At 41.7% G+C, this 12074-nt stretch carries 11 protein-coding genes, 2 tRNA genes and 1 other RNA gene; 5 read left to right on the forward strand and 9 right to left on the reverse strand.

Features of this window, described 5'->3' with window-relative positions:
- Window positions 1–77: 77 nt before the first annotated feature.
- The 5 genes from M5E07_RS11865 to coaD form a co-directional block, all read right to left on the reverse strand.
- Window positions 78–154 (reverse strand) — tRNA-Met (locus M5E07_RS11865).
- Window positions 155–616: 462 nt separating this feature from the next.
- Window positions 617–693: transfer RNA gene (locus tag M5E07_RS11870), tRNA-Met, on the reverse strand.
- Window positions 694–766: 73 nt separating this feature from the next.
- Window positions 767–1144: RNase P RNA component class A (rnpB, locus tag M5E07_RS11875), an RNA gene on the reverse strand.
- 26 nt (window positions 1145–1170) lie between these two features.
- Complete coding sequence (locus M5E07_RS11880) at window positions 1171–1434, reverse strand: YfhL family 4Fe-4S dicluster ferredoxin (RefSeq protein WP_252223805.1); 264 nt, start codon at window positions 1432–1434, stop codon at window positions 1171–1173.
- Window position 1435: 1 nt separating this feature from the next.
- Window positions 1436–1927, reverse strand: coding sequence for a pantetheine-phosphate adenylyltransferase (gene coaD, locus M5E07_RS11885; RefSeq protein WP_116759831.1), 492 nt, complete (start codon window positions 1925–1927; stop codon window positions 1436–1438).
- A gap of 251 nt (window positions 1928–2178) precedes the next feature.
- Between coaD and smpB the strand changes: the two genes are divergently transcribed.
- Entirely contained in the window at window positions 2179–2655 is a 477-nt protein-coding gene (gene smpB / locus M5E07_RS11890; protein ID WP_116759833.1) for an SsrA-binding protein SmpB, read from the forward strand.
- Between the two features lie 43 nt (window positions 2656–2698).
- On the opposite strand, the gene M5E07_RS11895 is transcribed toward smpB, so the two are convergent.
- The 3 genes from M5E07_RS11895 to rluD all read right to left on the reverse strand — a co-directional run bounded on the left by M5E07_RS11895 (window position 2699) and on the right by rluD (window position 5252).
- Entirely contained in the window at window positions 2699–3265 is a 567-nt protein-coding gene (locus M5E07_RS11895) for a flavodoxin family protein (RefSeq protein WP_116759835.1), read from the reverse strand.
- 107 nt (window positions 3266–3372) lie between these two features.
- A complete protein-coding gene (gene pgeF / locus M5E07_RS11900) occupies window positions 3373–4113 on the reverse strand; it encodes a peptidoglycan editing factor PgeF (protein WP_116759837.1) in 741 nt (246 codons plus the stop codon).
- Window positions 4114–4199: 86 nt separating this feature from the next.
- Window positions 4200–5252: a 23S rRNA pseudouridine(1911/1915/1917) synthase RluD gene (rluD, locus tag M5E07_RS11905; protein ID WP_116759839.1), complete on the reverse strand. Its 1053-nt coding sequence runs from the start codon at window positions 5250–5252 to the stop codon at window positions 4200–4202.
- 71 nt (window positions 5253–5323) lie between these two features.
- Between rluD and M5E07_RS11910 the strand changes: the two genes are divergently transcribed.
- Window positions 5324–6313 carry an outer membrane protein assembly factor BamD gene (locus tag M5E07_RS11910; protein ID WP_252219468.1) on the forward strand — a complete coding sequence of 330 codons (990 nt, stop codon included), beginning with the start codon at window positions 5324–5326 and terminating at the stop codon, window positions 6311–6313.
- Between the two features lie 186 nt (window positions 6314–6499).
- Window positions 6500–8380, forward strand: a complete 1881-nt coding sequence (locus tag M5E07_RS11915) for a DNA primase (protein WP_252219471.1) — start codon at window positions 6500–6502, stop codon at window positions 8378–8380.
- A 16-nt stretch (window positions 8381–8396) separates the two neighbouring features.
- Here the strand turns inward: M5E07_RS11915 and hemA are convergent, their stop codons facing one another.
- Window positions 8397–9680, reverse strand: a complete 1284-nt coding sequence (hemA, locus tag M5E07_RS11920) for a glutamyl-tRNA reductase (RefSeq protein ID WP_252219474.1) — start codon at window positions 9678–9680, stop codon at window positions 8397–8399.
- A 79-nt stretch (window positions 9681–9759) separates the two neighbouring features.
- On the opposite strand from hemA, the gene M5E07_RS11925 reads away from it, so the two are divergent.
- Together M5E07_RS11925 and lolB are read left to right on the forward strand one after the other, a co-directional pair.
- Window positions 9760–11472: a tetratricopeptide repeat protein gene (locus M5E07_RS11925; RefSeq protein WP_252219477.1), complete on the forward strand. Its 1713-nt coding sequence runs from the start codon at window positions 9760–9762 to the stop codon at window positions 11470–11472.
- Window positions 11473–11481: 9 nt separating this feature from the next.
- A complete protein-coding gene (gene lolB, locus M5E07_RS11930; RefSeq protein ID WP_116759849.1) occupies window positions 11482–12063 on the forward strand; it encodes a lipoprotein insertase outer membrane protein LolB in 582 nt (193 codons plus the stop codon).
- The last annotated feature ends 11 nt before the right edge of the window (window positions 12064–12074 follow it).

A 12074-nucleotide genomic window follows, 5' to 3' on the forward strand; every position in this document is an offset into this window, starting at 1 on the left:
TTTTATACACACAATATTTTTTCTCTTTTTTCACGCACAAAAAAAAGAGACCAAGCTGAGAGCTTGGTCTATAAAAATGGTGGCTATGACGAGACTTGAACTTGTGACCCCCGCATTATGAGTGCGGTGCTCTAACCAACTGAGCTACATAGCCGTAAACTGTGTGCGCATTATCTAAATTTCATGTCTATGCGTCAAGCCTTTTTATTCACGAATGTTCAGAGTTTAAACAGTTGATCTATTTAGTCCGTAAGTTCATCCATATTTGTATAATTTTCATCAGATTAGTATCAAAGCGACAAACACAGGGTTCCGTTTTTAATGATGTTCTATACGCTCAACAGACATCGTCTATCTGGAAAATATATGCATAGAGCAAGGATAAGCTATATCGAGTTCATTAAATGGATAGAGGATGAAACAACAAGCAGCTTAATACAGGTTGGTAGATGAATCATCTCAGCAACGCTCTTCTAATCCTCATCCTGAAATCACATTTTTACTGAAAAATTAAATGGCTTAAAGACCGAAGCCCCGCTTATTATTTTACCGATACGACGTGTAATCATAAATTTTAGACAAAAAAAATCACGTTATAGGAACGTGATTTATAAAATGGTGGCTATGACGAGACTTGAACTTGTGACCCCCGCATTATGAGTGCGGTGCTCTAACCAACTGAGCTACATAGCCGTAAACTGTGCGCGCATTATGTGATTTTATCTTTAGTACGTCAAGTACCTAATGCGCTTAATTGATCAAAATTTGGTGAAGTGAGCCGATAAGCCGGGTTCTGTCGTGAACGATCATTCCTCTAGGCGTACAATCACTCATACGCTCCAGCGACCTACCCGGATCCAGCATGGGCCATGCCTAAAGGATCCCTATTTGGTCTTGCTTCCGGTGGGGTTTACCATGCCATGAACTGTTACCAGTCATGCGGTGCGCTCTTACCGCACCCTTTCACCCTTACCTCCGATTTCGATTGCTCGAAACTATAATGAAGGCGGTCTACTCTCTGCTGCACTTTCCGTCGGCTCACGCCGCCCAGGCGTTACCTGGCACCTTGCCCTATGAAGCCCGGACTTTCCTCCCCTGCTTCAATCACGGAGATCTCCACAGCAGCGATCGTCTGGCTCACTTCGAAGCGCATAGTATCAAATCTTAGACTTAATTGCTTGCGCTTTTTTGAGCAATCAGCTTTTTATATTTATCCATCAGCTCATCCTCAGTTTCAGCATGATCGGGATCAAGTGGGATACAATCTACAGGACAAAAGAGCTGACACTGCGGTTGATCATGATGTCCCACACATTCAGTACATAAGTCTGGGTTAATTTCATAAATCAATTCACCCATAAAAATTGCTTCATTGGGGCAAACAGGTTCACAAACATCACAATTGATGCATTCATCAGTTATATATAAAGACACTCTACCAACCTTGTTGATGCTTTTGCTCAAAGGCTTTCACCACCGCTTCAGGAACGAATTTGGTGACATCGCCTTTCAGACGAGCAATTTCACGAATTAACGTGGAAGAAATAAATGAATATTGTTCCGATGGCGTTAAAAACACCGCCTCAAAGCGTGAATCGAGTTGACGGTTCATATTCGCCAATTGAAACTCATATTCAAAATCAGACACTGCACGTAACCCACGCAGCACAGCCGTTGCCTTTTGTTCACGGAAAAAGTTTACCAATAAACCATCAAATCCTACAAATTCTACATTAGGTAAATGACTCAGAGAAGCCTGTGCCAATGCCACGCGTTCTTCCAACTTGAACAATGGATTCTTATGATGCCCAATCGCAATTGCCACCACCACTTCATCAAACATTTTTGATGCACGCGTCACAAGGTCGACATGCCCATTGGTAATTGGATCAAATGTTCCTGGATAGATTACGCGAGTTTTAGACATCCATTTGTACTCTAATTCATTTTATTGGGATGTATTTTAACAAAATCTTGTTTTTTTGGTGAAGAAACTGCATAAATTTGAAAAATCTTCACTATTCGTGCAAAAACTATTGGGCTGTTTCATTTAAGTAAAATAGCAGTGTGCCATTTGATGGTGTATTTGATTTACTTTAAACCTTTTCAATCCGATTTAAGAATTGTCAGTAGGTTCATGTTGGGGCACAATAGTCATAACTTTGGAAGTAATTGATTATGGCGAAAGCAACTGTAGTTAAAAAACATAATGGCGGTACGATTGCCCAAAATAAACGTGCCCGTCATGATTATTTTATTGAAGAAAAATTTGAAGCAGGACTCTCCTTACAAGGTTGGGAAGTTAAATCATTACGCGCAGGTCGCATGACCCTGTCAGAGAGCTATATCACCTTTAAAAATGGTGAGGCTTTCCTCTTCGGTGCACAAATTCAACCGTTACTCAGTGCGTCTACGCATATTGTTGCTGAATCGACCCGTACACGTAAGCTACTACTGAACCGTCGTGAACTGGATAAGTTACTCGGTGCAGTCAATCAAAAAGGTTATTCATGCGTTCCGCTTGCCGCTTACTGGAAAGGTCCACGCGCGAAGTTGGAAATTGCTTTAGTAAAAGGTAAACAACTCCATGACAAACGTGCTACGGAAAAAGATCGTGACTGGCAACGCGATAAAGCACGCATTATGCATAAGTAATAAAAAAACCTCCAATTTGGAGGTTTTTTTATTACTAGAAGTGTTAATAATCAGCTTTTAGCTCAACTAAATACTTCCCAAACTTTCGTGCGGTTTCCAAGTCACCTTCTGGTGGGGTAACTTCAACACTGGCATTATCTGACTGCGTCATTAACCCCAAGAAGCTCGACATACGGTTAATATCTTGCTGGCTACGTCCAGTTGGCATAAATGGCAAACCCGCCCACAACATACCATGCTGCATGGCAAATAAATTAATCTGTTGCAAGACTGCCAATTTATCACCACTTAAGCCACCACCATTGGTAAAACCAGCAGCAAGTTTTCCTTGCCAAGCACGAGCTAACCAGCGCTTAGAGGAATCTTCCATAAATTGTTTCAGTGCAGAAGTCAGGCTTCCCATATATGTTGGGCAGCCCATAATAATAATATCAGCCTGATCTAAAAGCTCCCACTGTACTGCTGCCACAGAAATCAAATGGACTTCTGCACCTGCCTGCTCTGCACCTTGCGCAATATATTGGGCTACCTTGGCCGTATGACCATAAGGACTATGATAAACCACACATACATGTACAGGAGCAGAAGAAACGAGATCAGTGACAGACATGGAAACTTTTAAAACCAAATAATTAAGTCAAGTTTAACACTTTTCGTTCGTCTGAGGCGAGTGCATAGCACAATGTAAAAATCGTTGCACCAATCACACGGTCATGCTTATTTTAAAAAAACAAAAGTTGCCATTCTTCCAGTTTTAGCATTACGACGATAAGAATAATATTCTTCCGTTTGTCTATAGGTACACTGGTCTCCACCTAAGATCTTGGTGACACCATGCTGCTGCAAAATATAGCGCGCAATCGCATATAAATCAGCAAAGTATTTCCCCTGCTCTTTCGATGGTTCAAAGGTCGAGGCTAAGGCAGGATACTTGCTACAGAAGATTTGTTTGACTTCTGCCCCTACTTCAAAGCAAGGTTGACTAATGGCTGCCCCTAACCATGCCCAAGTAGGAGGATGCTGCATGGCTGCAATGGTGTTTTCCACAATTCCATTGGCCAGTCCACGCCAGCCTGCATGTAGGTTGGCCACCTCAATCGCTTCAGCATCGCCAAGTACAATAGGTAAACAATCCGCCGTCATCATCATTAAGGCATGCTGCTTCTGTTGAGTTACTAAACCATCGCCTTCGAGTGCCTCGAAGTAGATCTGTTCATTCACAGTGTGACAAATCGTGCTATGGGTTTGCGTCATCCACGTTATTTTTTCTACGCCAAAAGCAGAGAATTCTTCAAGTAACTGCATTCGGTGTTGTTGTACTCGATGAGCATTATCCTGAACATGCAATGCCAAATTAAAACCATCAAGTTCAGGTTTATCCGATGCCTGAGTATGCTCATGTTGCACACGCGTTTGCCCGACAAAAACACCTTCTGGAAAGCCTTGAACAAATTGCATGTTAAATTCCTTATTCAACTTAAATCATCTTTGCGTTATTCCTTTTACCATCAGGAACTTCGCAAAGATCACCTCTTCAATTGCTTTTAATAAGCTTTATTCTCGCTACGCAATACATCAACCAATGCTGCAAAATCTTCTGACCACGGTGCTTCAAACATCATGTCCTTACCCGTACGTGGATGAACTAAACCCAATTGCACAGCATGTAATGCCTGACGTCTAAAGCCACGCAAAGTATCATTTAACAATTCAGATGCCCCAGCAGGAACACGTACACGAGGCATATAGACCGGATCGCCGACCAAACCATAACCAATGTAAGCAAAATGCACACGAATTTGGTGCGTACGTCCAGTTTCCAAACGTGCCTGTACACGGGTGAAATGCTGAAAACGCTCTTTTACATTGTAGTGGGTCACGGCATCTTTCCCACCTGGTAATACGGTCATTTTAACGCGATCAACTGGATGGCGTTTAATCGGCTCATCAATGGTACCGCCTGCAATCATGCTGCCATAAACGATCAAATCATAAACACGATAAACCGATTTATCTGCCAGTTGTTTGCTTAATGCAAACTGAGCTTCCAAAGTTTTCGCAACCACCAACAAGCCGCTCGTGTCTTTATCAATGCGATGTACTAGACCTGCACGTGAGAGTTCAGCCGACTTTGGGTAATGATAAAGCAGCGCATTCACCAACGTCCCTGTGCTATTTCCAGCACCAGGATGCACCACCATTCCAACAGGTTTGTTAATCACAATGATGTCATCATCTTCGTAAACAATATTGAGTGGAATGTTTTCAGGCTGACTCGTTGTTTGTGCTTCTAGCTCGACATCAAGAGTAAGCTGCTCATATCCTTCACATTTGTACTTTGGTTTAACAATGTTACCATTTACCAACAAATGCCCATCCTTCAGCCACTGCTTGAGTTTTTCGCGTGAGAAATCACTCCAAACATTCGCCGCAACCTGATCAATACGTTGCCCGATATAGCTTTCATCCAATTGAAATTGCAACGATAAACGTGTTGCAGTTGCATCAGAAGTATGGTTATCTGCTTCGTCTATTTCTTCAAGTAAATTGAAATCAGTTTCTGCAGAATTTGTATTAGTAGATTGTGCTTGGGTCATTTGATCATTCAAACAAAAGTGGTTTAATAGCGCAATTGTAGCTCATTGCCCGTATTAACAGAGGAATTTTTATGTCGCTACCACGTTATAAAATTACAATGCTCGCTCTTTCTTTAGGCATTGCGTCTGCAATGGTGGGCTGTAGCAGTAATCCAAAAAAAGAAGTGGTGGATACAGGCCCACAATTAAGTGAGCAAGTGTATATACAAAAAGCCGAGAAAGCGCTAGATAATGGTCAATATACTGATGCAGCCAAGTACCTAGAAGCAATTGATACTTACTACCCAACGGGTGATTATGCACAGCAAGCCCAGCTTGAGTTGTTGTACACTAAATTTCAGCAAAAAGATTATGAAGGCACGATCAGCCTTGCAGAGCGTTTTATTCGCTTAAATCCGCAGCATCCAAATGTAGATTATGCTTACTATGTACGCGGTGTAGCGAACATGGAACAAAACTATGATGGTTTAATGCGTTATACCTCATTAAAGCAATCACATCGTGATACCAGCTATTTAAAACTCGCTTACCAAAACTTTGTCGATTTCATTCGCCGCTATCCATCGAGCACTTATGCGGTAGATGCAGCACAACGTATGAAATATATTGGCAATGAGCTGGCAGAAAGTGAAATGAATATCGCGCGTTTTAACATTAAGCGTAAAGCTTGGTTAGCCGCTGTTGAACGTTCGCAATGGGTAATTGAACATTACCCACAAACACCACAAATTCCAGAAGCATTAGCAACAGTTGCCTATGGTTACGAACAACTGGGTGATAAAACCACTGCGCAACAATATATCGATGTTCTAAAACTGAACTATCCGAATTTAGTGAAATCTGATGGTAGCGTGAATTTACGTGCTGTACGTAAAGAAGGCAGTTGGATCAACCGCGCAACTTTAGGGGTCTTTGGTCGTGAAGAACAAAGTGCTATCGAAACACCGAAAACGACAGCACCAACGGCACAACGCAGCCTAACCAACCGCATGACTTTTGGTTTGCTAGGTCGCCCAGATGTTTCGAGTGAAGCTCCTGCTTCGAGTACATCTGGCGAATAAAACTCGCAAGTTTTGATGCAATTTCATGAAGGGCAAGTTATCATACTTGCCCTTTTATATTTTGCATTTGGCTTGATCTGACTGATTAAACCCTATACAAATAAATAGTTTTCTTTTGCAAAAGTTAGATTCAAGCAAATCTCGCTTTGCATTTTCATTTTTGCTAGATGTATCACGATAACGACTATGGCCATTCCTCAGCACACGATAGATCAAATTCTCGATCGAACTGATATTGTCGATTTAATTGGCCAACGCGTGAAACTTAAAAAAACGGGACGCACATACTCAGGTTGCTGCCCGTTTCATCAGGAAAAGTCGCCCTCTTTCCATGTCTATCGTGACAAGCAGTATTATCACTGCTTTGGCTGTCAGGCGAATGGTAATGCCATTCGCTTTCTCATGGACATCGACAATCGAAATTTTGTCGATGTGATGAAAGATCTGTCTAGCCAAGCGGGTATTGAATTACCCAAAGACAATCAAGATTCCAAACGTCTCTCCTACAAACGAGAAACTAAACCTGTAGCAGCAGATCCAGTTATTCCCACAAATCCTGTTCAGATTCCAACGCCTCACAACCCGCAAATCGATCATGATCCATTTGAAGAATTTGGTAATATCGATGATCCTTTTGCCCCTTTTGAACAATTTCAAGCATTCAATGAAGCCCCTACACAAGAGGGCAATCTTTATGATTTACTGGAGAATGTCGCGCAGTTCTATGAACGACAACTCCCCCAAAGCCAAAGTGCACAACAGTACTTTAAACACCGTGGCTTAGGTGCAGATACCCTTCAATTCTGGCGTTTAGGCTATGCACCTGAAGATTGGCAACATCTGGAAAAAGCCTTCCCTCATGATGTTCAGGGCTTAAAATTATTGGGTCTAATCCGTACCAGTGACAAAGGACGAGATTTTGACTTACTGCGTGATCGGGTAATTTTCCCGATTCGTGATGCCAAAGGTCGTGTGGTTGGCTTTGGTGGTCGTGCCCTGAATGACCAAATTAAACCCAAATATATCAACTCGCCAGATTCCGAAGTTTTTCATAAGAACCAGTTGCTATACGGACTGTATGAGGGACGCAAACAAAAAGCCCAAGACTGGCTCATGGTTGAAGGCTACATGGATGTCATCGCGCTACAACAAAATGGCATTTATGGTGCAGTTGCAACGCTAGGAACTGCCAGTAATACAGAGCATTTAAATATTCTGTTCAAACAGAATAATCGTATCACCATTGCCTTTGATGGTGATGCCGCAGGTCAAAAAGCAGCACGACGGACTTTAGACATTGCCTTACCCTTATTAAATGATGGTCGTGAACTGAAGTTTTTTGTACTCCCCAATGATCATGACCCTGACTCACTGATTCGACGCGAAGGTTTAGAAAATTTCCAGCGCTTATTACAGCAAGCCCCATTACTCTCCGACTTTGTATTTGCACATTTAACCCAAAATCAAGATATCAGTAGTCCTGAAGGTAAAAGTTTGGTCATGGCTGAACTGCGTCAACTGACTGAACTGTTGCCAAAAACGGGTTCTTTTCGTTATCTTTTAAATCAATCCTTTAAAGAAAAATTAGGGTTTGGCAAACGTTGGACACCACAACTCAGTAATGATGCGTCTTTATCTTTTAACATTCGCACCAAAGATGAAGACTTTGCCATCGCTATCCTGATGAATCATCCATTTTTATATATTCATTTTGAAACTTTACGTGCCTTTGTTCCAAGTCAGGAACTACTCTCACATGTCCTTAATATTCTCAATCGAATTTTTGATAACTTGCCTGATGACCAAGAGCTAGCAACCTATTACGTATTGGGTGCTTGCAGCGCTTACAGTTTAGAAATTGCTGATATTATGCGACGTACCAATATTGAAGTGCTGACCCATGCACCAGAAATGGCGGATAAACTGGCGACTGAATACGCCTTAGGCTTACAAGAAAAATATTTACGTCAGAAATTAAAAGACCCGAATTCATTACTTGAGTCACGTAATTTACGTCAACAATTGAACGAACTGACCAAGAAAATTGGACTACGCCTGTTATCTTAAACCAATGAAATCATATTTATTTTTTAGCTTTACGTCGATGCGCTGCAACATTGGTTAAACTTTGCTGCAACTGTTCAAAATAAGCAGGATCTTCTGCCTTGGCTGCATCACGTAACACAATAGAGGTTGGGTGTAGCAATTTCTGCGTTAAACGATGGGCAAAATCTTGCATAATTTGTGCAGCATTTTCCCCTTTTTCTAAGCGAGACAAAGCCAATTGCAATTCTTCTTGTTGTAATTCATGTCCATGTTGGCGATATTGATGAATGGTTTCACCCGCTTCATTGACTCGTTCATGGGTAATCAGCTCAATGGCTAATTGATTCACCATCACTTCCGCTTCAACAGCCGCCTGACGACGCTGCGCAAGATTTTCATCAATAACCGACTGTAAATCATCCACACCGTAGAGATAAACACCATCTAAAGATTCGACTTTAGGTTCTATATCACGCGGTACGGCAAGATCAACCAAGAGCATTTGCTGATAACGGCGTTTCTTTAAGGCACGCTTCACATCTTGATAGGAAATAACCTGATGCAAACTTCCCGTACAGCTTGAAATCACATCTGCACGGTATAAGTTTTCAGCCAACGCTGCAAAATCAATAATCTCAACATCAACCTGATGGGCAATTTCTTGAGCTAACAATTCGGCACGCTCACGGGTGCGGTTACAAATCAGTACTTTGCCAACCCCCATTTCCGCCAAATGTTTTGCAACCAAGCTATTCATTTCACCTGCCGCGACAATCAGCACGGTCATTTTTTCAGGTTGGCTAAAAACTTGTAAGGCTAACTGCGCAACGGCATACCCCATTGAAACAGCATGACTTCCCACCGCTGTTTCTGAACGAACGCGTTTTGCAGCATAGAAAGCATATTCGAAAATTCGATTTAAATTACCTGAAACCGTATGTGCATCTTTGGCTAAAGACAGTGCAGATTTTACCTGCCCTAAAATTTGCGGTTCACCGAGCATTAGAGAGTCTAGCCCGCTAGCCACCCGCATTAAATGCGTCACCGCTTGCGCATCTTCATAACGATAGACATGATTGACTAATTGCTTAACATCTAAATGATTTGCTTGGGCGAGCCAACTGAGTACCATATCCGCATTCTCAGATATGGCATAAACCTCGGTGCGGTTACACGTCGACACAACCACCAAATCATTTAATTCAGAGTTGTGACTTTGCTGAGCAAGCAATACACTAAGCTTTTCAGCATTAAATGCAATTTGCTCACGCAACGCTACTGACGCGGTTTGATGGTTGACCCCCAATGCAAAGAAAGACATATCAAATCATCAATTCACTAAATTTATGCTATTGTGCAACATCGGTGTCATAAAAAGCATTACTTGGATCAAGAAAAAATTGCGTCAAACAAACAGCCGTATAAACGGCACGACGATAAAGCAGTATTCTACCACATTCTTACTGCTTGGTAGCATGGCTTCTGGTACTCATGTAAGAGCATCAGAGGTTGTTTATCATGCAAATTCAAATAATAATGCCATAAAACAAAGCATGATTGCCGAATTTGCTTTGGCTTATCACGATATTCCAACCGCTTTGCACAACTACACCGTTCTAGCCATTCGCAGCAATTCTACTCTAGTGAAACAACGCGCACTCAATATTGCGTTGGAACAAGATGACTTAAAAGCAGCACTCGATATTGCGACACACTGGGTGGTACAAGAACCCGAAGATGTGCCCGCCCTATTTTATTTATCGCATATCGCCTTAAAAGCGCATGAATACGAGCTGGCAGCAGAAACACTCGATAAAATATTAATGATTGATCCCAATGCGGATTTAGAGCAAATTTTGGCGGGTATTTCACCTGAATCACAAACTGACCGTGAAGTCTTGCTCAAGACCTTGTCTACCAGTAAAGAAAAGGACAATCCATCCATTTTGGTGCTGATCGCTGGTTTAGAAGCGCAAAATGGTCAATTTGATCAAGCATTAATTACCATTAACCGTGCCTTACGCAAGCGCCCGAAAGTCACAGGCTTTATTCTCATGAAAGCCAACTTGTTGACTGTCTTGGGTGACGAACAAGAAACCTTGAAATGGTATGATAAATCTAGCCGTAAACATCGTGACAATTTAGAAGTTCGACTCGCAGAAGCCAAATATTTAATTAAATTAAATCAATCTGATACTGCGCTTAAAAAGCTCGAAAGCATCTTAAAGAAGTGGCCTAAGCAAGAAGAAGCACTCTTTTTAGCAGGTCTGACCAGTATTGACTTAAAACAATATGAAGATGCGGAAAAATTTTTGGTCGAACTACGCTATTCAGCCCAATATCAAAATGATGCCTACTACTATTTGGCCGTCAATGCTGAACGCAAGCAGCACTTTGAAACAGCCAAAGCCTACTACCGCTTAGTTGATGGCAACCTCTATCCTGTCTCTAGACGCAGCATGATTAATATTTTTGCACAGCAAAACAAGCTACAAGATGCCTTACGTTTTTTGACCCAGGAACGGGTCAATTACCCACAACACGCCAGTTTCCTCTATCAGGCACAAGCCGATATTTTAAAACGCATGAACAATATCAAGGCGGCCCGTCGTTTATTGGATGAAGCCATTAAAAATCTGCCAGATGATCCTGACTTGATTTATGCAGAAGTGTTATTGCTCGATCCCTTTCAAGACCGTGTTAAGTTAGAACAACTCCTCAATCGCTTATTGGAAATTGAACCGAATAGCCCAACCTATTTAAATGCTTATGCCTATACACTTGCTTTACAAAATCGGCGTTTAGATGATGCACGGCATTATGTTGAACTCGCATTAGAATACACCCCCGATCAAGCATCTATTTTGGATACGCTAGGCTACATCACCTATCTACAAAATGACTTTGAAACTTCCGCACAAGTGCTTGGCAGGGCTTACACCTTAAGCAATAGTATTTCAATAGGAGTTCGATATGCTAAAGCATTATATATGCAAGGAAAAATTACTGAATTTAGTACTGTGTTACAACAATTAAAACAAAAACATCCAAATGATCCTCAATTGGAACAACTGAGTTCGTTACTGTTACCTCAACATATGAAAAAGAGCTAATTGATTTTGATGCGTGTATTTTCAAAAGTCGGTCTGACCGTATTCACCAGTAGTGTTTTATTCCTAACCGGTTGTCAGCAATTTACCAAACCGCAAATTCCTGCGGAAAGCCCAAATGCTGCTGAACAGAATCATTTTAATTTACAAGGTAAAATTGGCGTGCGTACACCGCAGCAATCGGGTAGTGCTTTTTTTACTTGGCAGCAACAACAGCAACAATTTGATATCGAACTCAGTGGTATTCTTGGTGTCGGTAAAACTCAAATTACTGGACAGCCCGGTGCTGTAAGCCTCAATAGTGCGAAAACTGGTTTAATTCAAGCCGCTACGCCAGAAGAACTGCTAGAACAGGCAACAGGTTGGCAAGCGCCCATTACGCATTTAATTGACTGGGTACAGGCTCGACCAGCAACACTACAAGCACAAATTAATAAGGATGCAGCGAATCGCCCGCAACAAATTATTGAAGATGGCTGGCAAGTCGACCTTAGTTATAACGATACTGCTCAACTACCCAATAAATTAGTTCTGAAACAAGAACTTGAATCTGGTAAAGAAAATCGTATTACAATGCTGATTCAAAACCGTTAATTCTGGCTGGC

It is taken from the genome of Acinetobacter tibetensis (assembly GCF_023824315.1).
In the GTDB taxonomy this organism is placed as follows: Bacteria; Pseudomonadota; Gammaproteobacteria; order Pseudomonadales; family Moraxellaceae; genus Acinetobacter; species Acinetobacter tibetensis.

Excerpts from the sequence above, each read along its gene's own strand:
- hemA (WP_252219474.1), bottom strand. The coding sequence starts at position 9,680 with ATGTCTTTCTTTGCATTGGGGGTCAACCATCAAACCGCGTCAGTAGCG.
- smpB (WP_116759833.1), top strand. The coding sequence starts at position 2,179 with ATGGCGAAAGCAACTGTAGTTAAAAAACATAATGGCGGTACGATTGCC.
- coaD (WP_116759831.1), bottom strand. The coding sequence starts at position 1,927 with ATGTCTAAAACTCGCGTAATCTATCCAGGAACATTTGATCCAATTACC.
- M5E07_RS11915 (WP_252219471.1), top strand. The coding sequence starts at position 6,500 with ATGGCCATTCCTCAGCACACGATAGATCAAATTCTCGATCGAACTGAT.
- M5E07_RS11895 (WP_116759835.1), bottom strand. The coding sequence starts at position 3,265 with ATGTCTGTCACTGATCTCGTTTCTTCTGCTCCTGTACATGTATGTGTG.
- M5E07_RS11910 (WP_252219468.1), top strand. The coding sequence starts at position 5,324 with ATGTCGCTACCACGTTATAAAATTACAATGCTCGCTCTTTCTTTAGGC.
- rluD (WP_116759839.1), bottom strand. The coding sequence starts at position 5,252 with ATGACCCAAGCACAATCTACTAATACAAATTCTGCAGAAACTGATTTC.
- pgeF (WP_116759837.1), bottom strand. The coding sequence starts at position 4,113 with ATGCAATTTGTTCAAGGCTTTCCAGAAGGTGTTTTTGTCGGGCAAACG.
- lolB (WP_116759849.1), top strand. The coding sequence starts at position 11,482 with ATGCGTGTATTTTCAAAAGTCGGTCTGACCGTATTCACCAGTAGTGTT.